Genomic DNA, 26,058 nt, shown 5'->3' with positions numbered 1-26,058 from the left:
AGGTAAAGACTGTGGAAGCACATCTGTTGGAATGGCTGAACCTGAGCGTGCGTTGGGTTCACATGATCACTGGCGTGGCCTGGATCGGCGCGTCGTTCTATTTCGTCTGGCTGGAAAACAACCTCAATCGGGTCAACCCGAAAAACGGGCTGGCGGGCGATTTGTGGGCGATCCACGGTGGCGGCATCTACCACCTGGAAAAATACAAACTGGCTCCACCGACCATGCCGGACAACCTGCACTGGTTCAAATGGGAAGCCTATTTCACCTGGCTCTCAGGGATCGCGCTGCTGTGCGTGGTGTTCTACTCCAACCCGACGCTGTACCTTCTGGCTCCGGGCAGCACCCTGAGCGGCCCGGAAGGCGTGGCCATCGGCCTCGGCTCGTTGTTCATCGGCTGGTTCATCTACTCCTTCCTCTGCGACTCAGCCCTGGGCAAACGCCCCGCCCTGCTCGGCTTTATTCTGTTCGTGCTGATCATCGGCGCCGCCTACGGCTTCAGCAAAGTGTTCAGCGGTCGTGGTGCGTACCTGCACGTCGGCGCGATCATCGGCACCATCATGGTCGGCAACGTGTTCCGCATCATCATGCCTGCCCAGCGCGCCTTGGTGGCGGCGATCGCCGAGAACCGCACACCCGACCCGGCACTGCCAGCCAAAGGTTTGCTGCGTTCGCGGCACAACAACTACTTCACCTTGCCGGTACTGTTCATCATGATCAGCAACCACTTCCCGAGCACCTACGGCAGCCAATACAACTGGCTGATTCTGGCCGGGATCGCGGTGCTGGCGGTGTTGGTGCGTCACTACTTCAACACCCGTCACGACAGCCATAAATTCGCCTGGACCCTGCCCGTTGCGGCGGTCGGCATGATTTGCCTGGCGTACGTGACCGGCCCGACGCCGATGTCCAGCGCACCTGAAGTGGCCAAGGCACCCGGGACCATCGAGTACCAGCCGCTGCCGGAAACCGCCCTGGGCGGTGGCGCCAAACCTGAAGCGGCGAAACCTGATGCGCCTGCCGCTGCACCGGCCCAAGCCTCGAATCAGGGCCCGACGTTCGACAAGGTTCACAGCGTCATTCAGGAACGTTGCGCGGTCTGCCACTCGGCCAAACCCACCAGCCCGCTGTTCAGTGCCGCACCGGCCGGCGTGATGTTCGACACGCCAGAGCAGATCCGCCAAAACGCCGCTCGCATCCAGGCTCAAGCGGTCACCAGCCAGATCATGCCACTGGGCAACATCACCCAGATGACCCAGCAGGAACGTGACCTGATCGGCGCGTGGATTGTTCAGGGAGCGCCGACCAAGTAAGTAAAAACCATTGTGGCGATAGGTTTTGTGTGGCGAGGGGGCTTGCCCCCGTTCGACCGCGAAGCGGTCGCAAAACCAGCGGATGCGGTCCTCCAGATGGGACGCGGTTGTTGGTTTTGGGGCTGCTCCGCAGCCCAACGGGGGCAAGCCCCCTCGCCACAGCAAGCCCCTCGCCACAGGTCCCCCTGATACAAAAATCACAAGAATAAAAAAGATCCGAGGTGTTGCATGTCCGAGCTATCCGAAGCGCGCATCCCCGACGCACCCGCCATTCAACGTTTGCCCCTTGTTCAACTGATTCTGGTCGGTCTGCAGCACGTACTGCTGATGTACGGCGGCGCCATTGCAGCGCCGCTGATCATCGGGCAGGCCGCGGGCCTGAGCCGTGAAGAAATCGCCTTTCTGATCAACGCCGACCTGCTGGTGGCCGGCATCGCCACCATCGTCCAGTCGCTGGGCATCGGCCCGATGGGCATCCGCATGCCGGTGATGATGGGCGCCAGTTTCGCCGCGGTCGGCAGCATGGTGGCCATGGCCGGAATGCCCGGCATCGGCCTGCATGGGATTTTCGGCGCGACCATCGCCGCCGGTTTCTTCGGCATACTCATCGCGCCCTTCATGTCCAAAGTCGTGCGCTTCTTCCCGCCGCTGGTGACCGGCACCGTCATCACCTCGATCGGTTTATCGCTGTTCCCCGTGGCCGTGAACTGGGCCGGTGGCGGCGCAGGCGCGGTTCAATTCGGTTCACCTGTCTACCTGGCCATTGCCGCACTGGTGTTGACCACCATTCTGCTGGTCCACCGCTTCATGCGCGGCTTCTGGGTCAATATTTCGGTGCTGATCGGCATGTGCCTGGGTTATGTGATTTGCGGCGTGATCGGCATGGTCGACCTCAGCGGCATGACTCAGGCGCCGTGGCTGCAAATCGTCACCCCGCTGCATTTCGGCATGCCGACATTCGAACTCGCCCCCATTCTGTCCATGTGCCTGGTGGTGGTGATCATCTTCGTCGAGTCCACCGGGATGTTCCTGGCGCTGGGCAAAATCACCGGCCAGGACGTCACACCACGGATGCTGCGCCGTGGCTTGCTGTGCGATGCCGGCGCTTCGTTTTTTGCCGGTTTCTTCAACACCTTCACCCACTCCTCATTCGCCCAGAACATTGGCCTGGTACAGATGACCGGCGTGCGTTGCCGCTCGGTGACCATCGTCGCCGGTGGCTTACTGATCGTGCTGAGCCTGCTGCCGAAAGCCGCGTTCCTGGTGGCGTCGATTCCGCCGGCGGTCTTGGGCGGTGCGGCAATCGCGATGTTCGGCATGGTCGCCGCCACCGGAATCAAGATTCTTCAGGAAGCCGACATCGGTGACCGGCGCAACCAGTTGCTGGTGGCGGTGAGCATCGGCATGGGGCTGATCCCGGTGGTGCGCCCGGAATTCTTCGCCCATCTGCCAATGTGGATGAGCCCGATCACCCACAGCGGCATCGCCATGGCCACACTTAGCGCCCTGTCGTTGAACCTGTTGTTCAACATTCTCGGCGGTCACGAACGCGCAGCCGTCAACGACTGCCACGCCCACCCGCACTGACACAGTAAAAAACACACACCCTGTGGCGAGTTCCCACAGGGGTGGCTGCCTGCACCTCAAACAATAAAAAAAAGGGAGCAACAGATGATTCGTACCCAGACAGGTCTGTCGTTCAGCAATGCCCCATACCTGTCGCCAGTGCTCTGTTGCGGGGCACTTGAGACCTGGCCAAGGAGTCAGTATTCTCCGCGCCCGCCCGAATTCGCGCTAAAAAAAAGCCCGGATTTAATTCCTGACCAAAAAGCCAACTTACCCCGGCTCTGGACAGTACCAAGGCTTCCCGAAAAGACGCTCAATCGACTGTTTTAGAACAGCCGAACGGGCATTTTTTGGCTTTTTGAAAGCCTTGGCTCAGCTCTTGCTAACAGCACCAAAGCTGACCGAATGGATGATTTTTTACAGCTGCAAGAAAAGGCGCCACACCAGAGCGCCGACCTTAGAAAAATAACGTGGAACCACCTACTTTTTGGGAGCAACCGAATGAAACGTACGTGCACCAGCCTGATGCTCGCGGGAACCTTGCTGGCCGGGGGGCAGGCCATGGCCGGCGACTTGCTGCAATGGCAGAACAACAGCCTGACCTACCTCTATGGCAAGGATTTCCAGGTCAACCCGCGCATTCAGCAAACGGTGACCTTCGAGCATGCCGACGCCTGGAAATACGGCGACAACTTCATGTTCGTCGACAAGATTTTCTACAACGGCAAGGACGACCCCGGCGTCGGTTCGAACACCTACTACGGCGAAATCAGTCCACGCTTATCGTTTGGCAAAATCTTCGACCAGAAACTGGAGTTCGGCCCGGTCAAGGACGTGCTGCTGGCCATGACGTACGAGTTCGGTGAAGGCGATACCGAGTCTTACCTGATCGGTCCGGGCTTCGACCTGGCGATTCCCGGGTTCGATTACTTCCAGTTGAACTTCTACCAGCGTCACACCGAAGGCAGCCGCCCGGGTGACAACGTCTGGCAGATTACCCCGGTCTGGTCTTACACCATTCCCGTGGGCGATTCGAACATCCTGATCGATGGCTTCATGGACTGGGTGGTCGACAACGACCAGAACAGCAAAGGCACTTACCACGCCAACCTGCACTTCAACCCGCAGATCAAATATGACCTGGGCAAAGCGTTGAACATTGGCGAGAAGCAGTTGTATGTGGGTGTCGAGTACGACTACTGGTCGGACAAGTACGGAATCAGGGACAGCCAGTACTTCAAGACCGATCAGAGCAACACGAGCTTGCTGGTGAAGTTCCACTTCTGATCCGAAGGCGTCTGTAAGGAGGCCTTCGCGGGCAAGCCAGCTCCCACAGAGATTATTGTCGAATTCAAATTCTGTGTACGACAGAAATCCTTGTGGGAGCGGGCTTGCCCGCGATGGCCGCACCGCAAATTTCAAGCCGAAACCGCAGGCTCCACCAACCCCAGAAACCGGCACAGCTCATCGCGCTTGGCCAACGCATCGCGCCGCCCCAGGTCAATCAATTCGCTGCAATACCCCGCCTCGAACAGCAGATAACTCAGCACCCCCGCCCCGCTGGTCTTGGTCGCCCCCGGCCCGCGCAAAAACAAGCGCAAGGCCGCCGGCAATTCCTGGCGATGCCGCGCTGCAATTTCATCGATCGGCTGACTCGGTGAAATCACCAACACATCCACTGGCGCCGCCCCCAATGCCCGACTCGACATGCCGTCGGGCAGGAGATGGCTGAACTGGTTCAGACGCTGCAACAACTCGATGTCACTTTCCAGGCTGTCAATGAACGTACTGTTAAGCAGGTGCCCACCGACTTGCGCCAGGGTCGGCTGCTGACCGGTGTAGGCGCGTTGCAGCGGCTGTTGCGGATCGACCCCGCGCGGGTTGCCGCTGACGCCCACCACCAGCACGCGACTGGCGCCCAGGTGCAGGGCCGGGCTGATCGGTGCCGATTGACGCACCGCGCCATCGCCGAAATATTCTTCGCCGATTTTTACGGGTGCGAACAGCAATGGAATCGCGGAACTGGCCAGCAGATGGTCGACGCTCAACTGGGTCGGCACGCCGATTCGCCGATGGCGCAACCAGGATTCGATAGTGCCGCCACCCTGATAAAACGTGACCGCCTGACCGGACTCATAGCCGAACGCCGTAACGGCGACGGCCCGCAATTGCTTTTGCGCAATCGCTTCGGCAATCCCGGGCATGTGCAGTTTGTGATTGAGCAAACCGCGCAGCGGCGAGCTGTTGAGCAGGGCCACCGGCACCGGCGAGCCAATGCCCATCAGGTTGTGACTGACAAAACGGGTGGCTTGATGAATCACCCCCGGCCAATCGCTGCGCAATACCAGATGGCTGCGAAAACCTTGCCAGAAGGCCGTCAGACGCTCGATCGCGCCACGAAAATCCATCGCCCCACTGGCCAGGCTGACCGCATTGATTGCGCCGGCCGAGGTGCCGACGATCACCGGAAACGGATTCGCCGCGCCCATCGGCAGCAGCTCGGCAATCGCTGCCAGCACGCCTACTTGATAGGCCGCGCGAGCCCCACCGCCGGAAAGAATCAACCCTGTAACCGGTTCAGCAGGACTCATTGCAACACTCCATGGTGCTTAAAGGGATCGGTGACTCAACCGCGTTTGGCGTACAGCTTCGGCTCACCCGGTGGGCGGCTCTTGAAGCGGCGATGCGCCCAAAGGTATTGCTCCGGACATTCACGCAATGCACTTTCGACCCACTGATTGATCCGAATGCAATCGGCCTCTTCCGTCTCGCCGGGAAAGCCTTCGAGCGGGGCATGAATCACCAGTCGATAACCGCTGCCGTCAGCCAGGCGCTCCTGGGTGAACGGCACCACCAGCGCCTTGCCCAAGCGTGCGAATTTGCTGGTGGCGGTGACAGTCGCCGCCTGAATCCCGAACAGCGGCACGAAGATACTTTGCTTGGCGCCGTAGTCCTGATCCGGTGCGTACCAGATCGCTCTCCCTGCCCGCAGCAGTTTGAGCATGCCGCGCACGTCATCGCGCTCTACCGCCAGCGAGTCGAGGTTGTGCCGCTCGCGGCCTCGGCGCTGGATGAAGTCGAACAGCGGATTCTTGTGTTCGCGGTACATGCCATCGATGGTGTGTTGCTGACCGAGCAACGCCGCGCCGATCTCCAGCGTAGTGAAATGCACGGCCATCAGAATCACCCCCTTGCCTTCCGCCTGAGCCTGTTTCAAATGCTCCAGGCCTTCGACATGGGCCAGTTTCGCCAGACGCTTGCGCGACCACCACCAGCTCATGGCCATCTCGAAGAAGGCGATGCCGGTGGACGCGAAGTTTTCCTTGAGCAGGCGCTTGCGCTCGGCAGCGGACTTTTCAGGGAAACACAGTTCAAGATTGCGCTTGGCAATGCGCCGTCGGTCGCCGGCCACTCGGTACATCAATGCACCCAGGGCGCGACCGATCGCCAGTAACGCCGGATACGGCAACTGCACAATCAGCCACAACAGCCCCAAGCCACACCACAGCGGCCAGAAACGCGGAGAAAGAAATGCTGTTCGAAATCGCGGGCGTTCCATTAAAGGTTCCGGAAAGTTAATGGCCGCGCATTCTACATCGTTCGACCCGGCTTGCGGCCTGCGGGCGTTCTCGTTATAAGTCTCGGCACTTTTAGTGACAAGCCGTTGTATGCCGACCATGAGCCAAACCGAACCGCTAGACCAAGATCCCGTGTTCCAGTTGAAGGGCAGCATGCTTGCCATTACGGTGCTGGAACTGGCCCGTAACGACCTCGAGAACCTTGATCGGCAACTGGCCGCCAAGGTCGCCCAGGCGCCCAACTTCTTCAGTAATGCGCCGCTGGTACTGGCCCTGGACAAACTCCCGGCCAGCGAAGGCTCGGTCGACCTGCCGGGATTGATGCGCATCTGCCGCCAGCATGGCCTGCGCACCCTGGCGATCCGTGCCAGCCGCATCGAAGACATCGCCGCCGCCATCGCAGTCGACCTGCCGGTGCTGCCGCCGTCCGGCGCGCGCGAACGCCCGCTCGACCCGCTCGAAGGCGTCGTAGCGAAAAAACCGGAAAAACCGCCGGAACCGACCATCAAACCGACGAAAATCATCACGTCGCCAGTACGAGGTGGCCAGCAGATTTATGCCCAGGGCAGCGATCTGGTGGTGATTTCGTCGGTCAGCCCGGGGGCGGAACTTCTCGCCGACGGGAACATCCATGTATACGGCCCGATGCGCGGTCGTGTCCTGGCCGGCGTCAAAGGCGACACGAAAGCCAGGATTTTCTGTCAGCAAATGACCGCTGAACTGGTCTCCATCGCCGGTCACTACAAGGTTTCCGAGGACCTGCGTCGCGATCCATTGTGGGGCGCAGGCGTACAAGTCAGCCTGTCGGGTGACGTGTTGAACATCATTCGGCTTTAACGGATACTGCCGCATTTTCCAAGCATCTCTAAAACGTAGCGAAAACGGCTCAAACGAAGTAGGAAAACGGCTAAAAGCAGTGTTTACCGGGGGTAAACGCCGCTCAGAGCCGGATTCCAGCCAAGGCTGTCCGACTGCAGTAGTTTTTCAAGAGATGTTTTTCAGGGGCTAAACGTCCTTTTTCCTTAGGGGTAAAACACCTTGGCCAAGATTCTCGTGGTTACATCCGGCAAGGGTGGTGTGGGTAAGACCACCACCAGCGCCGCTATCGGTACCGGCCTCGCTCTGCGTGGTCACAAAACAGTTATCGTCGACTTCGACGTCGGTTTGCGTAACCTCGACCTGATCATGGGTTGCGAGCGCCGCGTGGTGTATGACTTCGTCAACGTGGTGAACGGCGAAGCCAACCTGCAACAGGCCCTGATCAAAGACAAGCGCCTGGAAAACCTCTACGTACTGGCCGCCAGTCAGACCCGCGACAAAGACGCGCTGACCCAGGAAGGCGTAGAAAAAGTCCTGATGCAGTTGAAAGAAGACTTCGAATTCGTGGTCTGCGACTCCCCGGCCGGTATCGAGAAAGGTGCCCACCTGGCGATGTACTTCGCTGACGAAGCGATTGTCGTGACCAACCCGGAAGTCTCCTCCGTACGTGACTCGGACCGCATGCTGGGCCTGTTGGCCAGCAAGTCCCGTCGCGCCGAAAACGGCGAAGACCCGATCAAGGAACACCTGCTGCTGACTCGCTACAACCCTACTCGCGTCAGCAACGGCGAAATGCTCGGCGTCGAAGACGTCAAGGAAATCCTCGCGGTGACCTTGCTGGGCGTGATTCCGGAATCGCAAGCCGTCCTCAAGGCCTCCAACCAGGGCGTGCCGGTGATTCTCGACGACCAGAGCGACGCCGGCCAAGCGTACAGCGATGCCGTCGATCGTCTGTTGGGCAAGACCGTGGACCATCGTTTCCTCGATGTCGAGAAGAAGGGATTCTTCGAGCGACTTTTTGGAGGTAGGTAATGAACCTTTTTGACTTCTTTCGTGCCAACAAAAAGCCCAGTACCGCCTCGGTAGCGAAAGAGCGTCTACAGATCATCGTGGCGCATGAACGCGGCCAGCGCAGTACGCCGGACTACCTGCCAGCCTTGCAGAAGGAACTGGTGGAAGTGATCCGCAAGTACGTCAATATCGGGTCCGATGACGTGCACGTCGCTCTGGAAAACCAGGGCAGCTGCTCGATTCTGGAACTCAATATCACCCTGCCCGATCGCTGAGTCGATCCGGCGGGAGCCACGGCGGCTCAGGGCCCTTCCATGACTGGAGGGGGCCTGAGTCGCCGTTGGCGTTTGTTACGAGGCTGTTTTAATGCCGCTGTCCAACATCCGCATCATCCATCAGGACGCCGCCGTACTGGTGGTGGACAAACCGACCCTGTTGCTCTCCGTCCCCGGCCGGGCCGATGACAACAAGGACTGCCTGATTACGCGCCTGCAAGAAAACGGCTACCCGGAAGCGCGAATTGTCCATCGGCTGGACTGGGAAACCTCAGGCATCATTCTGCTGGCCCGTGACCCGGACACTCATCGCGAGCTGTCTCGGCAATTTCACGACCGCGAAACCGAAAAGGCCTACACCGCCCTGTGCTGGGGACAACCGGAACTGGACAGCGGCAGCATCGACCTGCCCCTGCGCTACGATCCGCCGACCAAACCACGTCACGTGGTGGACCACGAATTCGGCAAGCACGCCCTGACCTTCTGGCGCGTACTGGAGCGTTGTGGCGACTGGTGCCGCGTCGAGCTGACACCGATCACCGGCCGTTCTCACCAGTTGCGCGTGCACATGCTCTCCATCGGCCACCCGCTGTTGGGTGACGGGCTCTACGCCCATGAGCAAGCATTGGCTGCCTGGCCGCGCCTGTGCCTGCACGCGAGCATGCTGAGCTTCACTCATCCGCAAAGCGGCGAACGTTTGCGCTTCGAGTGCCCGGCACCGTTTTAAGCGTAAGCAAAAACCCTGTGGAGCGGGCTTGCCCGCGATGGCGGTGCATCAGCCAACATTAATGTTGAATGTCAGTCCGCTTTCGCGGGCAAGCCCGCTCCCACAGGGATCACCTGCAGACGCAACACCGTCAGCCCGCCGCCAATTCTGTGGCCAATACGATAAACTTGCGCCACTGCTGTCTGGAGCTTCTTATGCGCGAAGAGTTGAACCAAGGCCTGATCGACTTCCTCAAGGCCTCCCCTACCCCGTTCCATGCCACCGCCAGCCTTGTCCAGCGTCTGGAAGCGGCCGGTTTTGTGCGCCTCGACGAGCGCGAGCCGTGGACCACCGAAGCCAATGGCCGTTACTACGTCACCCGTAACGACTCTTCGATCGTCGCGTTCAAAATGGGCCGTCATTCGCCCCTGCATCGCGGCATTCGCCTGGTCGGCGCGCACACCGACAGCCCGTGCCTGCGGGTCAAACCCCAGCCGGAACTGCAACGCCAGGGCTTCTGGCAACTGGGCGTCGAAGTCTATGGTGGTGCATTGCTGGCGCCGTGGTTCGACCGCGATCTGTCTTTGGCCGGCCGCGTGACCTTCCGCCGTGATGGCAAGGTCGAGAGCCAGTTGATCGACTTCAAGGCACCGATCGCGATCATTCCGAACTTGGCCATTCACCTCAACCGCGAAGCCAACATGGGCTGGGCGATCAATGCCCAGACCGAATTGCCGCCGATTCTCGCGCAGTTCGCCGGTGACGAACGCGTGGACTTCCGCGCCGTGCTCACCGATCAGCTGGCCCGCGAACATGGCCTGAACGCCGACGTGGTGCTCGATTACGAGCTGAGCTTCTACGACACCCAACGCGCTGCGGTCATTGGCCTGCATGGCGATTTCATCGCTGGTGCACGCCTGGACAACCTGTTGTCCTGCTACGCCGGCCTGCAAGCGTTGCTGACGACCGAAACCGATGAAACCTGCGTACTGGTCTGCAACGATCACGAAGAAGTCGGTTCTTGCTCGGCCTGTGGCGCCGACGGTCCGATGCTTGAGCAAACCCTGCGTCGTCTGTTGCCCGAAGGGGATGAATTCGTACGGACCATTCAGAAATCCCTGCTGGTCTCGGCCGACAACGCCCACGGCGTGCACCCGAACTACGCCGATAAGCACGACGCCAACCACGGCCCGAAACTCAACGCCGGCCCGGTAATCAAGGTCAACAGCAACCAGCGCTACGCCACCAACAGCGAAACCGCCGGGTTCTTCCGTCATTTGTGCATGGCCGAAGAAGTACCGGTGCAGAGCTTCGTGGTGCGCAGCGACATGGGCTGCGGTTCGACCATCGGCCCGATCACCGCCAGCCATCTGGGCGTGCGCACCGTGGACATCGGCCTGCCGACGTTCGCCATGCACTCGATCCGCGAGTTGTGCGGCAGCCATGACCTGGCGCACCTGGTCAAAGTGCTGAGCGCGTTTTACGCCTGCCAGGAATTGCCATAACCCTGTGGCGAGGGGGCTTGCCCCCGTTCGACTGCGAAGCGGTCGCAGTGCCGACTCATGCGTTGTGCCAGACACAACGCAATGGCAGGCTTGGGGCTGCTTTGCAGCCCAACGGGGGCAAGCCCCCTCGCCACAGAAAGCTCATCGCTCAAGCAACAGTCATGACCCGCCCCTGACACACATCACCAACACCCGCCCGAAAGCCGCCTAGACTTGCAGTAACCCCTCCGACAAGGCTGTCACCATGATCTCGATGTCTTCGTTTCACGCCATGCTGATCCCGATTCTTTCCGGGATGATCATGCTGGCCATCGGCTTCAACTTCCGCGACAAGAACGCCGGTGTGTTCGCGATGTGGGTCGGCATGCTGATGATCCTCGCCACCGTGATCTACAAGATCCTCGCCAAACTCAACGAATAAATCCTTTCACCCGGCTCGCATTGATTTTGATGGGCTCGTACACTCGGCCGATTCGCTCATCCGAGGTTAACCGCCTAGTGTTCGCTCGTCTTTTTGCCCTGCCCTGTCTGTTCCTTGTCTGCCTGATGACGCTGCTGCCGATGGCCCCTGCCCAGGCGGTCGGCTTGCCGGGGCTGCTCAGTGGCTCGGCGAAAACCCAACCCAAAGCGCAAGCTCCGCTGGGGCAATCGCTGGACGAAGTCATCAAGTCGCTGGAAAACGATCAGCAGCGGACCAAACTCCTGGCGGACCTGAAGAAGCTGCGCGACGTCAGCAAAAAAGCCCAACCGACCACCGAAGAAGGCGTGTTGGGCCTGATTGGCGGCACTCTGGCCAGTTTCGAAAAGCAATTTTCCGGCGCCGACAGCCCCCTCATGCGCTGGTCCGAAGAAGTCAACCTGGCCAAGGATGAGCTGGTGGCACTCATGCTGCCGGCCAATGAATGGCTGCCGATCATCTTTGCCTTCGCCATGATCCTGATGGTCTGGAGCTTGCTGGCCGCCGCCCTGATCTGGCTCGGCCACCGGGTGCGCATGCGCTTCGGTCTCACCGAAGAACTGCCGCAACACCCCAAGGCCCTGGACATGCTGCGCTTTGCCTTGCGCAAACTCGGGCCGTGGATGATCGCCTTGGTCATGACGGTTTACATGACCTACGCCCTGCCTTCGTCATTGGGTAAAAGCCTGGCCATGGTGTTGGCTTATGCGCTGGTGGTCGGCACCTGTTTCTCGGCGATCTGCGTGATCGCGTTTTCTCTGCTCGATGGCCCGCATCGCCACCGCGCCTTGTACATCCTGCGGCATCAGGCCTTTCGCCCGTTGTGGCTGATCGGCAGTTTCGCTGCCTTCGGTGAAGCCCTGAACGACCCGCGCCTGATCGCCAGCCTCGGCAGCCACCTGGCCCACACGGCGGCGACATTCGCCAATGTGCTGGCGGCGATTTTCACAGGCTTCTTCATTCTGCGTTTCCGGCGGCCCATCGCACACCTGATCCGCAACCAGCCGCTGTCCCGGCGTCTGACCCGCCGGGCCTTGAGCGACACGATCGAAATCCTCGGGACCTTTTGGTATCTGCCGGCGCTGGTGCTGGTGGGCATCTCACTGTTCGCCACCTTCGTCTCCGCCGGCGACACCAGCACCGCGTTGCGTCAGTCGCTGATCTGCACCGTGTTGCTGGTGTTGTGCATGGTCATCAACGGGCTGGTGCGCCGTCATTCACTCAAGCCTCAACGCGGCCCCAAGCGCCATGCGCTGTATTCGGATCGCCTGAAAAGCTTCTTCTACACCCTCGCCCACCTGCTGGTGTGGCTGGCGTTCATCGAACTCGGCCTGCGGGTCTGGGGCATGTCGCTGATTCGCTTCACCGAAGGCGAAGGCCATGAAGTCAGCGTCAAAGTGTTCAGCCTCGGCGGCACGCTGATTTTTGCCTGGCTGATCTGGATCCTCAGCGACACCGCCGTGCATCACGCCCTCACCCGCTCACGTAAAGGCCTGGCCAACGCCCGCGCGCAGACGATGATGCCGCTGATCCGCAACGTGCTGTTCGTGGCGATTTTCATCATTGCGCTGATCGTCGCCCTGGCGAACATGGGCATGAACGTCACGCCGCTGCTGGCCGGTGCCGGTGTCATCGGCCTGGCCATCGGTTTCGGCGCACAATCGCTGGTGGCCGACTTGATCACCGGGCTGTTCATCATCATCGAAGACTCCCTGGCCATCGACGACTACGTGGACGTCGGCGGTCACTTGGGCACGGTCGAAGGCCTGACCATCCGCACCGTGCGCCTGCGGGACATCGACGGCATCGTCCACACCATTCCGTTCAGCGAAATCAAAAGCATCAAGAACTACTCCCGGGAATTCGGCTACGCGATCTTCCGGGTGGCGGTGCCCTCGAACATGGACATCGACGAGGCGATCAAGCTGATGCGCGACGTCGGCCAGAAAATGCGCACCGACCCGCTGCAACGGCGAAACATCTGGTCGCCGCTGGAGATCCAGGGGGTCGAAAGTTTCGAGTCAGGCAATGCGATTCTTCGCGCGCGCTTCAAGACCGCGCCGATCAAGCAGTGGGAAGTGTCCCGGGCGTTCAACCTGTCGCTCAAGCGGCATCTGGATGAGGCCGGATTGGATCTGGCGACACCGCGCATGAGCATTCAGGTGATCACCCCCGGTGGCGAACAATCTGCGTAGACGGGAAATATCGTGCGGGCAGGCGCAACGCGGGTTCAGACCACATCCACCCCGACATGAATCGCATCATGGCGCCAAAACTCCAGGTCACAATCGATCAGCCGCTGATGCTGATCGTAGTTGACCCGGGCAATCCGCAACCCCGGGCTGCCCACCGACACCCGTAAAGCCGCCGCGGCGTCCACCGACAGCGCGGTCGGTACGATCTCGAAGCGCACCCGCCCGTAGTGCAAGTCGTAATGCCGCGCATACAGTTCGGTCATCGACTGATTCAGATCGAAGTCCAGGATCCCCGGAAAATACTGCGGGTTCAGGTAGTGCTCCACATACAGCACCAATCGCCCGTCAATCCGTCGCGAGCGGCAGATCTGGATCACGCTCGACAGCGCCGGCAACTGCAGCCAGGCACAGACCGCCGCCGATGCCGGTTGCAAACGCGCGGAAATCACCTCGGTGGACGGCACCCGCCCCTGGGCGCTGACCATCGCGTGAAAGTGGCTGCGCTGCATCAGGTTATAAGCCAGCCGCGGTGGCGACACGAACCAGCCGCGACGCTCCTCGCGATAAATCTGGCCCTGGGCCTCCAACTGCAACAACGCCTCACGCACGGTAATCCGCGTGGTACCGAACAACTCACTGAGCTTGCGCTCGGCCGGTAACTTGCTCCCGGGCGCCAACAGGCCGTGGTCGAGCTGTTCTTGCAGAACCTGCCCGATCGCTGTCACCGCTTTGGTTGTCTCGATGCGCATCAACGTTACCTATCTGGACTAGACCAGCACTGATTCAGGGCAGAACCGCGATTGAAAGCGGGCTCCATCAATTGCCTGCAAGCCTAGGCACTGCAGATGACTGACAGATGACAAAGCCGCCGAACGGTTGCGTCAGACACCTGCAATTTTATGGCCAAGTCCCTTTCATATCAGCCCTTTAGCCATGGTCTACGCTTATCTCGCACCCCGCGTATCCGAGCGCAGAAGATTCAGGCCGACCGGTCGTCGACATCAAAATGTCATCCAGGACGCCTAAATTGGCTCAGGTATTGCTGACCTAGACCAACACAACCGCAATCGCAGCGTTGAAAACGCCCAAAGGAGCTTCGGATGAAACAGTTTTTCCTGGCATCACTGTTAGGCTCGACCATTGCCCTGTGCACTGCCGCCATGGCGGCGGATAGCGATCTGAAAACACTCGAAGCCGCTGCGAAAGCGGAAGGCGCCGTCAACAGCGTCGGCATGCCCGATGATTGGGCCAACTGGAAAGGCACCTGGGAAGACCTGGCCAAGAAATACGGTCTGAAACACATCGACACCGACATGAGCTCGGCCCAGGAAATCGCCAAGTTCGCCGCCGAAAAAGACAACGCCACGGCCGACATCGGCGACGTCGGTGCCGCCTTCGGCCCGATCGCGGTCAAGCAAGGCGTGGTGCAACCTTACAAACCCACCACCTGGGCACAGGTTCCGGATTGGGCCAAGGACAAGGACGGTAACTGGGCGCTGGCCTACACTGGCTCCATCGCATTCATCATCAACAAAAAGCTGCTGCACGGCTCTGAAGCACCGACCAAATGGGCCGACCTCAAGACCGGCAAGTACAAAGTCTCTATCGGTGACGTGAGCACCGCAGCCCAGGCTGCCAACGGTGTACTGGCCGCCGCCCTCGCCAACGGTGGTGACGAGAAAAACATCCAGCCGGCCCTGTTGTTGTTCGCTGACATCGCCAAGCAAGGCCGCCTGTCCATGGCCAACCCGACGATCGCCACCATGGAAAAGGGTGAAATCGAAGTCGGCGTGGTCTGGGATTTCAACGGCTTGAGCTACAAGGCCAAGATGGCGAATCCGGATGACTACACCGTGCTGATTCCCTCCGATGGCTCGGTGATTTCCGGTTACACCACCATCATCAACAAGTACGCCAAGCACCCGAACGCCGCCAAACTGGCCCGCGAATACATCTTCAGCGACGCCGGCCAGATCAACCTGGCAAAAGGCAACGCCCGTCCGATTCGCGCCGAACACTTGACGCTGCCGGAAGAGGTCAAGGCCAAGCTGCTGCCTAACGAGCAGTACAAAAAGGTCACGCCGATCAAAGATGCGGATGCATGGGAAAAGACCTCCAAGTCGCTGCCTCAGAAGTGGCAGGAAGAAGTCATCATCAACATGCCGTAACGCCATAGCCCGTCATTGGGAGGGCTAATGGAGATCCCTGTGGGAGCGAGCTTGCTCGCGATAGCGGTAGTTCAGTCAACATCTCTGTTGAAGGTCAGTCCGTCATCGCGAGCAAGCTCGCTCCCACAGTGGTTCGTGGTGAATTCGAGTTTTCTGAACATCTGTTTCGCGGAGTTCCAGCCCCTATGAAGCACAACGTCATCCTTGTCGTGCTCGACGGCCTCAATTACGAAGTCGCGCGCTACGCCATGGGGCATCTGCAGGCTTACGTTGGCGCAGGACGCGCGGCGCTCTACAAACTGGAATGCGAACTGCCGGCCCTGTCCCGACCACTTTACGAATGCATCCTGACCGGCGTAACGCCGATCGACAGCGGCATCGTTCACAACAACGTCTCACGCCTGTCCAACCAGCGCAGCATCTACCATTACGCCAGCGACGCTGGCCTGAAAACCGCCGCCGCTGCCTATCACTGGGTCAGCGAGTTGTATAACCGTTCACCGTTCGTGGCTGCCCGGGACCGTCACACCGACGACCCGAAACTGCCGATCCAGCACGGTCACTTCTACTGGAGCGACCACTACCCGGACTCGCACCTGTTCGCCGACGCGGAAAACCTGCGCCTGCGCCACGCGCCAAACTTTCTATTGATCCACCCCATGAACATCGACGACGCCGGGCACAAGCACGGCCTCGACACCATGCAATACCGCAACAGTGCCCGTTCGGCCGACATCATCCTCGCCGACTACCTGCAAGGCTGGCTCGACGGCGGATACCAGGTGCTGGTGACGGCCGACCACGGCATGAACAACGACCGCTCGCACAACGGCCTGTTGCCCGAAGAACGCGAAGTGCCGCTGTTCGTGCTCGGCGACGCCTTCAGCTTCAACCAAGGCGCGGCACCGAAACAAACCGAACTGTGCGGCACCGTCTGCGAACTGCTGGGCGTGCCCCACGACAAACCTGTGTGCCGGGAGCTGCTCAAGTGAATGCCATGACCCGCGGTAAATGGCTGGCCGCGCTGTGCCTGGTGCCCTTCGCGATTTTCTTCTTCGTGTTCGAGATCGCCCCGCTGCTCTGGGTGATGATCAACAGCCTGCAATCGGAAGAGTTCGGTTGGGGCCTGGCCAACTTCAGCAAAATCTTCAACTCGAAGTTCTATTTGCAGGCGATCCAGTACAGCCTCGAGATCAGTTTCTGGTCCAGCGTATTCGGCATCGTCATTGCCGTACTCGGCGCCTATTCTCTGCGCCGGGTCGACTCGAAACTGCGCAACTTCGTGAATGCCTTCGCCAACATGACCAGCAACTTCGCCGGTGTGCCCCTGGCCTTCGCGTTCATCATCTTGCTGGGGTTCAACGGCACCTTCACCATCATGCTGAAACAGGCCGGGATCATTCAGGATTTCAACCTGTACTCGAAAACCGGGCTGATCATTCTCTACACCTACTTCCAGATTCCCCTGGGCGTGCTGTTGCTCTACCCGGCCTTCGACGCCCTGCGCGAAGACTGGCGTGAATCCGCCGCCTTGCTGGGGGCCAACGGTTGGCAGTTCTGGCGGCACATCGGTTTGCCGGTGCTGACTCCGGCGCTGCTGGGCACGTTCGTGATTCTGCTGGCCAACGCCTTGGGCGCCTACGCCACGGTCTACGCGCTGACCACCGGCAACTTCAACGTGTTGCCGATCCGTATCGCGGCGATGGTGTCTGGCGACATTTCCCTCGACCCGAACCTCGCCAGTGCGTTGGCCGTGGTGCTGGTGGCGTTGATGACCCTGGTGACCATCGTGCATCAGCTGCTGTTGAAGAGGAGCTACCATGTCTCGCGCTGAACTGGGGCCCGTCGGTGTCTACCACCGGGTCATCGTGTATTTGCTGTTTGCCATTCTATTGTTGCCGCTGCTCGGAACCCTGATCTACTCGATCGCCAGCAGTTGGTCGGCGACGATTATGCCCAGCGGCTTTACCTTCAAGTGGTACATCCAGCTGTGGAGCGATCCGCGCTTTCTCGATGCGTTCGGGCAGTCGCTGCTGGTCTGTATCGGCTCGCTGATTCTGTCGGTGGTGCTGATTCTGCCGCTGCTGTTCGTGGTGCATTACCACTTCCCGAAACTCGACGCGCTGATGAACATTTTGATTCTGCTGCCCTTCGCGGTGCCGCCGGTGGTGTCGTCGGTGGGGTTGTTGCAACTCTACGGTTCCGGGCCGTTCGCCATGGTCGGTACGCCATGGATTCTGATCGGTTGCTACTTCACCGTGGCGCTGCCGTTCATGTACCGGGCGATCACCAACAACTTGCAAGCGATCAACCTGCGCGACCTGATGGACGCTGCCCAATTGCTCGGCGCCAGCACTTTTCAAGCAGCCTTCCTGGTGGTGCTGCCGAACCTGCGCAAGGGTTTGATGGTGGCGTTGCTGCTGTCGTTCTCGTTTCTGTTCGGTGAGTTCGTGTTCGCCAACATCCTCGTCGGCACCCGCTACGAAACCTTGCAGGTCTACCTCAACAATATGCGTAACAGCAGCGGCCACTTCACCAGCGCGCTGGTGATTTCCTACTTCTTCTTTGTGCTGGTTCTGACCTGGGCGGCCAATATCTTGAACAAGGACAAAAGCGAATGAGCTATGTCAGCGTCCAACATCTGCAAAAGAATTACTCAGGCACCACCGTCTTCAGTGACATCAACTGTGAAATCAAGAAAGGCGAATTCGTCACCCTGCTCGGCCCGTCCGGTTGCGGCAAGTCCACCCTGCTGCGCTGCATCGCCGGGCTGACATCGGTGGACGGCGGCCAGATTCTGCTGGAGGGCCACGACCTCGTCCCACTGAGCCCGCAGAAACGCGGAATCGGCATGGTGTTCCAGAGTTATGCGCTGTTCCCGAATATGACCGTGGAGCAGAACGTCGCCTTCGGTTTGCGCATGCAGAAGGTCAACGCTGACGACAGCCACAAGCGCGTCGCCGAGGTGTTGAGCCTGGTGGAGCTGAACGATTTCGCCGCCCGCTACCCGCATCAACTGTCCGGCGGCCAATGCCAACGCGTGGCCCTGGCTCGCTCGCTGGTGACCCGCCCTCGCCTGTTGTTGCTGGATGAGCCGCTGTCGGCGCTGGATGCGCGGATTCGCAAACACTTGCGCGAACAGATCCGTCAGATCCAGCGCGAACTCGGCCTGACCACGATCTTCGTCACGCACGATCAGGAAGAAGCCCTGACCATGTCTGACCGAATTTTCCTGATGAATCAGGGAAAGATCGTACAGAGTGGCGATGCCGAAACCCTCTACACCGCACCCGTCGATGTGTTTGCCGCAGGCTTCATCGGCAACTACAACCTGCTGGACGCCGACAGTGCCAGCAAACTGTTGCAACGACCGATTACCCACCGCATCGCCATTCGTCCGGAGGCCATCGAGCTGAGCCTGAACGGCGAACTCGACGCTCAGGTGCGCAGCCACAGCCTGTTGGGCAACGTGATTCGCTACCGGGTGGAAGCTCGGGGGGTGGAATTGGTGGTGGATGTGCTGAACCGCTCGGCGTCCGACCTGCATCCCGATGGTCAGCGTCTGGCACTTTCCATCGATCCGACAGCCCTGTGTGAGGTAGCCTGATGGCCTTGCTGATGTTGAAGAGAGAACTGCACTGATGGCCCTGGCAATTTTTGATCTGGACGAAACCCTGATCCATGGCGACTGCGCCTCGCTTTGGAGCGAACAGATGGCCCGCCTCGGCTGGGTCGATGGCGAATCCTTCCTGCGTCGTGACAAGGAATTGATGGATGCCTACGGCAGGGGCCACCTGGCGATGGAAGACTATATGGCCTTCAGCCTGGAGCCGTTGATCGGTCGCACGCCGCAAGAGGTCGAGCACTTGGTGGCGCCTTGGGTGGAAGACTTCATCGAGCCGATCATCTTCAGCGATGCCACCAAAGTCATCGCTGCCCACCGCAAAGCCGGTGACCGGATCCTGGTGATCTCGGCCTCGGGCACCCATTTGGTCAAGCCGATTGCCGACCGTTTGGGCATCGACGAAATTCTTGGCATCGAGCTGGAAGTGGCGCATGGGGCATACAGCGGCAACACCGTTGGCACCCTGACTTACCGCGAAGGCAAGATCACCCGACTGCTGGAATGGCTGGACGCCGAAGAGGAAAACCTTGAAGGCGCGAGTTTCTATTCCGATTCACGCAACGATTTGCCGTTGCTGCTGAAGGTGGACTTCCCGCATGTGGTGAATCCGGATCCGGTATTGCTCGAACACGCCGAAAAAGCCGGCTGGCCCATCCACATCTGGAAGTAACCCGGATCCCCTGTGGCGAGGGAGCTTGCTCCCGCTGGGCCGCGAAGCGGCCCTGAAATCAGTCACTGTGGCTAGCCAGGTAAACCGGTTTTCAGGTTTTGCGGCTGCTTCGCAACCGAGCGGGAGCAAGCTCCCTCGCCACAAAGGCACTCACAGGTTCATGTTGTCAGCTCAGGCTGTCGTCGATCACCAGCACCAACTTGCCCGACACCTTATTGGTCGCCAGCTCCGCAAACGCCGCTTCGGCATCCTTGATCGCAAAGGTCTTGGCCAGTTGTGGGCTCAAACGCCCTTCGGCAAACAGCGGCCAGACGTGCTGGTTGAGATCGCTGAACAAACCGGCCTTGAACTGCTCGTCGCGATTGCGCAGGGTCGAACCCAGCAGTTGCACACGCTTGGCCAGCACCTGCGCCAGATCCAGCTGCGCTTCACGACCGCCCATCAAACCGATCAACACCCAACGGCCATCGCGAGCCAGCAACTTTAGGTTCAGCGCCGCATAGTTGCCGCCCACCGGATCCAGGATCACATCGAACGGCCCCAGATCGTTCAAGCGGTCCAGATCCTTGTTGCGTACCACGCCACCCTGGGCACCCAACGCTTCACAGTAGGCCAGACGATCCTCGGAGCCGACGCTGACCCAGCACGGGTTACCAAATGCCTTGCACAGCTGAATGGCAGCTGAACCGATTCCACTTGCTCCGGCGTGCAGAAGAACTTTCTCACCCGGTTTGAGCGCAGCCAGTTGAAACACATTCAGCCAAACGGTCGCATACACTTCCGGCAACGCCGCGGCCTCGGCCAGGGACAAACCTTCGGGAACCGGCAACACATGCCGTCCGTCGACAACTACCTCTTCGGCCATCCCACCCCCGGCCAGCAAGGCGCAAACCCGATCGCCGACCTGCCAGGACGAGCCCGGGCCGACCTCGCTGATCACCCCCGAACACTCAAGACCCAGTGCTTGACTGGCTCCCGGCGGTGGCGGATACAGGCCTGCTTTCTGTAACAAATCGGCTCGATTGAGTCCCGCTGCCGCCACTCGGATACGAACTTGTCCTACATCGCACGTAGGACTCGGCTCCTCAACCCACACCACTCGCCCTTCAACGCCTTGCAATGCTTTCACAGTGCCTCCATAGTGAGTCTGGACTGAGCCCGAAGCTGTAGCGCCGGGCTTTCTTGCATTATGCGACCGGCCCTTGTGGGATCCGGCGACTTCAAAGACGGCCTAATATGCGTGATCAATTGTCCCCGCGTCGAATCAGCATGAAGCATTTTTTCCCCAGCACCGCCCTCGCTCTTGTCATTGGTCTCGGTCTTTTGCCGATGTCGAGCAATTCGTTCGCAGCCAACAGCTGGGACAATCTTCAGCCCGATCGCGACGAAGTCATCGCCAGTCTGAACGTCGTCGAATTGCTCAAGCGTCACCATTACAGCAAACCGCCGCTCGACGATGCGCGCTCCGTGATCATCTACGATAGCTACCTCAAGCTACTGGATCCATCGCGCAGCTACTTCATGGCCAGTGACATTGCCGAATTCGACAAATGGAAAACCCAGTTTGACGACTTCCTCAAGAGCGGCGACCTGAACGCCGGATTCACCATCTACAAGCGCTACCTGGATCGCGTCAAGGCGCGTCTGGACTTTGCCCTTGCCGAGCTGAACAAGGGCGTCGACAAGATCGACTTCACCACCAAGGAAACCTTGCTGGTCGACCGCAAGGATGCCCCTTGGCTCAAGACCACCGCCGAGCTGGACGACCTGTGGCGCAAACGCGTCAAGGACGAAGTGCTGCGGATGAAGATCTCCGGCAAAGAGCCGAAGCAGATTCAGGAAACCCTGACCAAGCGTTACAAGAATCAGCTGACGCGTCTGGACCAGACCCGCGCGGAAGACATCTTCCAGGCGTACATCAACACCTTCGCCATGTCCTACGACCCGCACACCAACTATCTGTCGCCGGATAACGCGGAGAACTTCGACATCAACATGAGCCTGTCCCTGGAGGGCATCGGCGCCGTGTTGCAGAGCGATAACGATCAAGTCAAAGTCGTGCGCCTGGTGCCTGCCGGCCCGGCCGACAAGACCAAGCAGGTCGCTCCGGCCGACAAGATCATCGGCGTGGCCCAGGGCAACAAAGAGATGGTCGACGTGGTCGGCTGGCGCCTGGACGAAGTGGTCAAACTGATTCGCGGGCCGAAAGGCACCGTGGTGCGTCTGGAAGTGATCCCGGCCAGCAATGCGCCGAACGACCAGACCAGCAAGATCGTGTCGATCACCCGTGAAGCGGTGAAACTTGAAGATCAGGCGGTGAAGAAGTCAGTCCTCAACCTCAAGCAGGATGGCAAGGACTACAAGCTCGGCATCATCGAGATCCCGGCCTTCTACCTGGACTTCAAGGCCTTCCGTGCCGGCGATCCGGACTACAAGAGCACCACCCGCGACGTCAAGAAGCTGCTGACCGAGCTGCAGAAAGACAAGGTCGACGGCGTGGTCATCGACCTGCGCAACAACGGCGGCGGTTCCTTGCAGGAAGCCACCGAGCTGACCAGCCTGTTCATCGACAAAGGTCCGACCGTGCTGGTGCGTAACGCCGACGGCCGGGTCGATGTACTGGAAGATGAAAACCCGGGCGCGTTCTACAAAGGCCCGATGGCGTTGCTGGTCAACCGTTTGTCCGCCTCGGCTTCGGAAATCTTCGCCGGTGCCATGCAGGACTACCACCGCGCACTGATCATCGGCGGCCAGACCTTCGGCAAAGGCACCGTGCAGACCATTCAGCCGCTGAACCATGGCGAACTGAAACTGACCCTGGCCAAGTTCTACCGGGTTTCCGGCCAGAGCACCCAGCATCAGGGCGTGCTGCCGGACATCGATTACCCGTCGATCATCGACACCAAGGAAATCGGCGAAAGCGCCCTGCCGGAAGCCATGCCGTGGGACACCATCCGTGCGGCCATCAAGCCGGCGCTCGACCCGTTCAAACCGTACATCACGCAGCTCAAGTCCGAGCATGACGTGCGCTCGGCCAAAGACGCGGAGTTCGTGTTCATCCGCGACAAACTGGCCCTGGCCCAGAAGCTGATGGCCGAAAAAACCGTCAGCCTCAATGAAGCCGACCGTCGTGCACAACACGCCGATATCGAAGCCAAACAACTGGCCATGGAAAACATCCGTCGCAAGGCCAAGGGTGAAGAGCCGCTCAAAGAGCTGAAGAAAGAAGACGAAGATGCCATCGCGGCCGAGCCGGACAAGACCAAGCCAGAAGACGACGCCTACCTGAGCGAGACCGGGCGGATTCTGCTGGATTACTTGAAACTCAACACTGCGGTCGCCAAGCACTAAGTGGTTAAAATCAGATGATGGCAATTTAATGCTGACGCCCCCCGGAGCGTCATCAAACAGACATCATTCTGTCGTGAAATAAAGGACTGGGAGCTTTGCGCTCCCAGTCCTTTTTTTATCGCCAGAGATCGCCATGACCACAACCGAACAGCTGAGTGCCTTGAGCTCGATACTGACTCAAAGCGGTTTGCACAGCCTGTTCCAGCCGATCATCTCGCTCTCCGAACGACAGATCATCGGCTACGAAGCCCTCAGCCGTGGCCCCTCCAACAGCCCGCTGCACTCCCCCATCGCCCTGTTCGCGGTCGCTCGCCAGGCCGGTCGCCTCAGCGAACTGGAGATCGCTTGCCGTCAAAGTGCTTGCCGACGCTTCAATGAACAGCAACTGCCTGGCAAGCTGTTCCTCAATGTGTCCCCGGAATCCCTGCTCGAAGCCGCCCACCAACCCGGACGCACTCTGCAACTGCTGCAGGATTTCGGCATACCGCCGAGTCAGGTGGTGATCGAACTCACCGAACAGACCCCGACCGACGATTTCCAGTTGTTGCAAACCGCCCTGCATCACTATCGAGCGATGGGTTTTTCGATTGCGCTGGATGATCTGGGTGCAGGTTATTCGAGCTTGCGGCTGTGGTCTGAATTGCGGCCGGATTACGTCAAGATCGATCGGCACTTTATCGACGGCATTCACCAGGACGCGCTCAAGCGTGAATTCGTCGGCTCGATCCTGCAGATCGCCAAGGCTTCGCGGGCAAAAGTGATCGCCGAAGGCATCGAATTGCCAGAAGAACTCGCTGTGTTGACCGAAATGGGCGTCGATCTTGTGCAAGGCTATCTGCTCTGCCGGCCCCAGGAGCATCCGCCCCGCGATGCCCGAACCTTGATGCCCAAACCCAACACCGCCGCAGCGATGCTGAACGAGGAAGCCAGTGACCTCAGCGCCCTGCTCAACGACCAACCGGCGGTGACCAGCGACACCCCGACCGCCACCGTGCTGGAAGCCTTCCGCCGCCAGGCCAATCTGAACTCCCTGGCGGTGCTCGACAAGCAGGGCCAGCCGTGTGGCATCGTCCACCGTCATTCGCTCTCGGACGCCCTGCTCAAGCCGTTTGCCACCGACCTGTTCGCCCGCAAACCCATCAGCCGCTTGATGAGCGACGACTTCCTCGCCGTGGAACTGAGCCAGTCGCTGCAACAGGTCAGCCGCCTGATCACCAGCCGCGCCCGCCAGCGCATCGAAGAAGACTTCATCATCACCCTCAACGGCGGCTATCTGGGCCTGGGCCGAGTGATCGACGTGCTCAAACTGATTACCGAACTGAAAATCCAGCAAGCCCGCTACGCCAACCCGCTGACCCTGCTGCCGGGCAACGTGCCGATCCAGCAATGCCTGACACGGCTGCTGCAACAGGAACGGGAATCGGTGATCTGCTACGTGGACATCGACAGCTTCAAACCTTTCAACGACATCTACGGCTACGGTCGTGGGGATGAAGTCCTACTGTGCCTGGCGCAATGCCTGAACGACCGCGTCGACCCGTCCCGCGACTTTGTCGGCCATATCGGCGGCGACGACTTCCTGCTGGTGCTCGGCCCGGAAGACTGGCGCAAACGCCTGAATCAATTGCTGGACGACTTCCACAGCCAATGCCGGCGTTTCTATCGCAGCGAACACCTGGAAGCCGGCTGCTTCATCGCCCCCAACCGCCAGGGCGTACGGCAAGAATTTCCGTTGCTGTCGCTGTCCATCGGCGTGGTGCATTTACATCCACAGGCCTGCGGGCAACTCGATGCGAGCCAGTTGGCCGAGATGGCCTCGCAGGCCAAACACCACGCGAAGAATGTGCCGGGGTATAGCGTGCATGTGATTGATAGTCTGGCGGTGCCATCATCCGAGGAAGCGTTGGTTGCCGGACATCGGTGATGGCCGTACCACTCTGTGGCGAGGGGGCTTGCCCTCGTTCGACTGCGAAGCAGTCGCCAAACCAAGCCCCGCGGTGTACCTGACAAATCCGGAATGCAGGTTTTGGGGCCGCTCCGCAGCCCAACGGGGGCAAGCCCCCTCGCCACAAAAACCACTCGGCTCTAGTCCGAAGACCGAGCCCGCAACCGCCGCCCAATCACATCCAGCACATCACAGCCATCGCGCAGCGCAATGGCACAGAGCAAGGCAAAATCACTGAGAATCGTCGAATCGCACTCGACTGAACCGCGCATGGACAGGTTCTCAAGCACTTGGGTGACGGCGCGGATTCGAAAGCTGGCGGCGTCGATCAGAATATCCAGCGGTGCATGGGTGTCGACGAACAGGGTGGGCATGTCGGTGCAGTTGCTGGTCAACGCCATGAAGCGGTTTTTGGGGTGGGGAATTGGTTTTTCGTAGGGTGGATCAGGATGAAGTGTTGGCGTTTGAGACCTTCCGATGAAAATGGGAGCTGCCAAAAGCCTTCCTACAGGCTTGGGTGGCAGCTATACGCGGGGTAGGAATACCGAGCATCGGAAACTCGACCACGCCGAAGCGTGCCCGCGCATAGCCGCCGCGACAGATATTACGGACGCACATTGACGGCCGCAAACTGACTTCGATTGCTAACGCATTACCGATGCTATTAAAGGGTTCCTACACCCCCTCACTGATATGCAGTGACCACTAAAGCCTACCGATCGAACTGGCTGCACACCAGCTCACGAATACCGCCACAACTTGAAGGAAACTTCCGAAGACCTTGCCCAGAAATTTCGCTCAAAAACGCAAACGTGGCGGAAGGCTTCACTGAAGCCTGGCTTCATTTCTCCACCGTGGGTTAGCCGCTTTCGAC

Annotated in this window: 23 protein-coding genes; 18 read left to right on the top strand and 5 right to left on the bottom strand. The window is 59.8% G+C overall.

Annotated features, from left to right (window positions below):
• Nucleotides 1–11: 11 nt before the first annotated feature.
• The 3 genes from J3D54_RS17250 (at nt 12) to J3D54_RS17240 (ending at nt 4,166) form a co-directional block, all read left to right on the top strand.
• Entirely contained in the window at nt 12–1,313 is a 1,302-nt protein-coding gene (locus J3D54_RS17250) for a urate hydroxylase PuuD (protein ID WP_019579697.1), read from the top strand.
• Between the two features lie 228 nt (nt 1,314–1,541).
• Complete coding sequence (locus J3D54_RS17245) at nt 1,542–2,900, top strand: nucleobase:cation symporter-2 family protein (protein ID WP_253420523.1); 1,359 nt, start codon at nt 1,542–1,544, stop codon at nt 2,898–2,900.
• A gap of 480 nt (nt 2,901–3,380) precedes the next feature.
• On the top strand, nt 3,381–4,166 hold the full coding sequence (locus J3D54_RS17240) for an outer membrane protein OmpK (protein ID WP_253420520.1): 786 nt from the start codon (nt 3,381–3,383) through the stop codon (nt 4,164–4,166).
• A 131-nt stretch (nt 4,167–4,297) separates the two neighbouring features.
• Here the strand turns inward: J3D54_RS17240 and J3D54_RS17235 are convergent, their stop codons facing one another.
• Nucleotides 4,298–5,470, bottom strand: coding sequence for a patatin-like phospholipase family protein (locus J3D54_RS17235; protein WP_253420517.1), 1,173 nt, complete (start codon nt 5,468–5,470; stop codon nt 4,298–4,300).
• Nucleotides 5,471–5,505: 35 nt separating this feature from the next.
• A complete protein-coding gene (locus J3D54_RS17230) occupies nt 5,506–6,438 on the bottom strand; it encodes a lipid A biosynthesis lauroyl acyltransferase (RefSeq protein WP_253420514.1) in 933 nt (310 codons plus the stop codon).
• 118 nt (nt 6,439–6,556) lie between these two features.
• Here J3D54_RS17230 and minC point away from each other — a divergent pair, with 118 nt between their 5' ends.
• From minC to J3D54_RS17195, 7 genes are all read left to right on the top strand, one after another.
• Complete coding sequence (gene minC, locus J3D54_RS17225) at nt 6,557–7,294, top strand: septum site-determining protein MinC (RefSeq protein ID WP_105339951.1); 738 nt, start codon at nt 6,557–6,559, stop codon at nt 7,292–7,294.
• 201 nt (nt 7,295–7,495) lie between these two features.
• Nucleotides 7,496–8,308 (top strand): septum site-determining protein MinD, encoded by an 813-nt coding sequence (minD, locus tag J3D54_RS17220; RefSeq protein ID WP_253420511.1) that lies wholly within the window; start codon nt 7,496–7,498, stop codon nt 8,306–8,308.
• A complete protein-coding gene (gene minE, locus J3D54_RS17215; RefSeq protein ID WP_007940845.1) occupies nt 8,308–8,562 on the top strand; it encodes a cell division topological specificity factor MinE in 255 nt (84 codons plus the stop codon). The genes minD and minE overlap by 1 nt, the downstream gene beginning before the upstream one ends.
• A 91-nt stretch (nt 8,563–8,653) precedes the next feature.
• The gene (locus tag J3D54_RS17210; protein ID WP_028941050.1) at nt 8,654–9,289 is read left to right on the top strand and encodes an RluA family pseudouridine synthase; all 636 of its coding nucleotides are present in this window, start codon (nt 8,654–8,656) and stop codon (nt 9,287–9,289) included.
• Nucleotides 9,290–9,483: 194 nt separating this feature from the next.
• Nucleotides 9,484–10,773, top strand: a complete 1,290-nt coding sequence (locus J3D54_RS17205; RefSeq protein ID WP_253420508.1) for a M18 family aminopeptidase — start codon at nt 9,484–9,486, stop codon at nt 10,771–10,773.
• 244 nt (nt 10,774–11,017) lie between these two features.
• Nucleotides 11,018–11,194, top strand: a complete 177-nt coding sequence (locus J3D54_RS17200; RefSeq protein WP_008005668.1) for a hypothetical protein — start codon at nt 11,018–11,020, stop codon at nt 11,192–11,194.
• Nucleotides 11,195–11,271: 77 nt separating this feature from the next.
• On the top strand, nt 11,272–13,425 hold the full coding sequence (locus J3D54_RS17195; protein ID WP_253420505.1) for a mechanosensitive ion channel family protein: 2,154 nt from the start codon (nt 11,272–11,274) through the stop codon (nt 13,423–13,425).
• Nucleotides 13,426–13,460: 35 nt separating this feature from the next.
• On the opposite strand, the gene J3D54_RS17190 is transcribed toward J3D54_RS17195, so the two are convergent.
• Entirely contained in the window at nt 13,461–14,174 is a 714-nt protein-coding gene (locus J3D54_RS17190) for a UTRA domain-containing protein (protein WP_007940851.1), read from the bottom strand.
• 351 nt (nt 14,175–14,525) lie between these two features.
• Between J3D54_RS17190 and J3D54_RS17185 the strand changes: the two genes are divergently transcribed.
• The 6 genes from J3D54_RS17185 to J3D54_RS17160 all read left to right on the top strand — a co-directional run bounded on the left by J3D54_RS17185 (nt 14,526) and on the right by J3D54_RS17160 (nt 19,888).
• Nucleotides 14,526–15,593: an ABC transporter substrate-binding protein gene (locus J3D54_RS17185; RefSeq protein ID WP_253420502.1), complete on the top strand. Its 1,068-nt coding sequence runs from the start codon at nt 14,526–14,528 to the stop codon at nt 15,591–15,593.
• A 185-nt stretch (nt 15,594–15,778) separates the two neighbouring features.
• Nucleotides 15,779–16,585, top strand: coding sequence for an alkaline phosphatase family protein (locus J3D54_RS17180; RefSeq protein WP_253420498.1), 807 nt, complete (start codon nt 15,779–15,781; stop codon nt 16,583–16,585).
• Nucleotides 16,586–16,590: 5 nt separating this feature from the next.
• Entirely contained in the window at nt 16,591–17,427 is an 837-nt protein-coding gene (locus tag J3D54_RS17175; protein WP_167331172.1) for an ABC transporter permease subunit, read from the top strand.
• Entirely contained in the window at nt 17,414–18,214 is an 801-nt protein-coding gene (locus J3D54_RS17170; RefSeq protein WP_253420496.1) for an ABC transporter permease, read from the top strand. The genes J3D54_RS17175 and J3D54_RS17170 overlap by 14 nt, the downstream gene beginning before the upstream one ends.
• Entirely contained in the window at nt 18,211–19,200 is a 990-nt protein-coding gene (locus tag J3D54_RS17165) for an ABC transporter ATP-binding protein (protein WP_253420493.1), read from the top strand. The genes J3D54_RS17170 and J3D54_RS17165 overlap by 4 nt, the downstream gene beginning before the upstream one ends.
• A gap of 34 nt (nt 19,201–19,234) precedes the next feature.
• Complete coding sequence (locus tag J3D54_RS17160) at nt 19,235–19,888, top strand: HAD family phosphatase (protein WP_253420490.1); 654 nt, start codon at nt 19,235–19,237, stop codon at nt 19,886–19,888.
• 166 nt (nt 19,889–20,054) lie between these two features.
• On the opposite strand, the gene J3D54_RS17155 is transcribed toward J3D54_RS17160, so the two are convergent.
• Complete coding sequence (locus tag J3D54_RS17155; protein WP_253420488.1) at nt 20,055–21,017, bottom strand: zinc-binding dehydrogenase; 963 nt, start codon at nt 21,015–21,017, stop codon at nt 20,055–20,057.
• Between the two features lie 140 nt (nt 21,018–21,157).
• Between J3D54_RS17155 and J3D54_RS17150 the strand changes: the two genes are divergently transcribed.
• Nucleotides 21,158–23,239, top strand: coding sequence for a carboxy terminal-processing peptidase (locus tag J3D54_RS17150; protein WP_253420485.1), 2,082 nt, complete (start codon nt 21,158–21,160; stop codon nt 23,237–23,239).
• Nucleotides 23,240–23,372: 133 nt separating this feature from the next.
• The gene (locus J3D54_RS17145) at nt 23,373–25,163 is read left to right on the top strand and encodes a bifunctional diguanylate cyclase/phosphodiesterase (protein ID WP_253420482.1); all 1,791 of its coding nucleotides are present in this window, start codon (nt 23,373–23,375) and stop codon (nt 25,161–25,163) included.
• Between the two features lie 161 nt (nt 25,164–25,324).
• On the opposite strand, the gene J3D54_RS17140 is transcribed toward J3D54_RS17145, so the two are convergent.
• Nucleotides 25,325–25,585, bottom strand: a complete 261-nt coding sequence (locus J3D54_RS17140; RefSeq protein WP_253420480.1) for a short-chain dehydrogenase — start codon at nt 25,583–25,585, stop codon at nt 25,325–25,327.
• Nucleotides 25,586–26,058: the final 473 nt, after the last annotated feature.

The sequence above is a fragment of the Pseudomonas sp. GGS8 genome (assembly GCF_024168645.1).
Classification (GTDB): domain Bacteria; phylum Pseudomonadota; class Gammaproteobacteria; order Pseudomonadales; family Pseudomonadaceae; genus Aquipseudomonas.
Note: the sequence above shows the minus strand (reverse complement) of the source record. Positions and strands in the feature narration are given on the sequence as shown.

Excerpts from the sequence above, each read along its gene's own strand:
- J3D54_RS17170 (WP_253420496.1), top strand. The coding sequence starts at position 17,414 with ATGTCTCGCGCTGAACTGGGGCCCGTCGGTGTCTACCACCGGGTCATC.
- J3D54_RS17210 (WP_028941050.1), top strand. The coding sequence starts at position 8,654 with ATGCCGCTGTCCAACATCCGCATCATCCATCAGGACGCCGCCGTACTG.
- J3D54_RS17175 (WP_167331172.1), top strand. The coding sequence starts at position 16,591 with ATGACCCGCGGTAAATGGCTGGCCGCGCTGTGCCTGGTGCCCTTCGCG.
- J3D54_RS17140 (WP_253420480.1), bottom strand. The coding sequence starts at position 25,585 with ATGGCGTTGACCAGCAACTGCACCGACATGCCCACCCTGTTCGTCGAC.
- minC (WP_105339951.1), top strand. The coding sequence starts at position 6,557 with ATGAGCCAAACCGAACCGCTAGACCAAGATCCCGTGTTCCAGTTGAAG.
- J3D54_RS17240 (WP_253420520.1), top strand. The coding sequence starts at position 3,381 with ATGAAACGTACGTGCACCAGCCTGATGCTCGCGGGAACCTTGCTGGCC.
- J3D54_RS17190 (WP_007940851.1), bottom strand. The coding sequence starts at position 14,174 with ATGCGCATCGAGACAACCAAAGCGGTGACAGCGATCGGGCAGGTTCTG.
- J3D54_RS17145 (WP_253420482.1), top strand. The coding sequence starts at position 23,373 with ATGACCACAACCGAACAGCTGAGTGCCTTGAGCTCGATACTGACTCAA.
- J3D54_RS17165 (WP_253420493.1), top strand. The coding sequence starts at position 18,211 with ATGAGCTATGTCAGCGTCCAACATCTGCAAAAGAATTACTCAGGCACC.
- J3D54_RS17185 (WP_253420502.1), top strand. The coding sequence starts at position 14,526 with ATGAAACAGTTTTTCCTGGCATCACTGTTAGGCTCGACCATTGCCCTG.
- J3D54_RS17235 (WP_253420517.1), bottom strand. The coding sequence starts at position 5,470 with ATGAGTCCTGCTGAACCGGTTACAGGGTTGATTCTTTCCGGCGGTGGG.
- J3D54_RS17150 (WP_253420485.1), top strand. The coding sequence starts at position 21,158 with ATGAAGCATTTTTTCCCCAGCACCGCCCTCGCTCTTGTCATTGGTCTC.
- J3D54_RS17180 (WP_253420498.1), top strand. The coding sequence starts at position 15,779 with ATGAAGCACAACGTCATCCTTGTCGTGCTCGACGGCCTCAATTACGAA.
- minE (WP_007940845.1), top strand. The coding sequence starts at position 8,308 with ATGAACCTTTTTGACTTCTTTCGTGCCAACAAAAAGCCCAGTACCGCC.
- J3D54_RS17230 (WP_253420514.1), bottom strand. The coding sequence starts at position 6,438 with ATGGAACGCCCGCGATTTCGAACAGCATTTCTTTCTCCGCGTTTCTGG.
- J3D54_RS17205 (WP_253420508.1), top strand. The coding sequence starts at position 9,484 with ATGCGCGAAGAGTTGAACCAAGGCCTGATCGACTTCCTCAAGGCCTCC.
- J3D54_RS17160 (WP_253420490.1), top strand. The coding sequence starts at position 19,235 with ATGGCCCTGGCAATTTTTGATCTGGACGAAACCCTGATCCATGGCGAC.
- J3D54_RS17245 (WP_253420523.1), top strand. The coding sequence starts at position 1,542 with ATGTCCGAGCTATCCGAAGCGCGCATCCCCGACGCACCCGCCATTCAA.
- J3D54_RS17200 (WP_008005668.1), top strand. The coding sequence starts at position 11,018 with ATGATCTCGATGTCTTCGTTTCACGCCATGCTGATCCCGATTCTTTCC.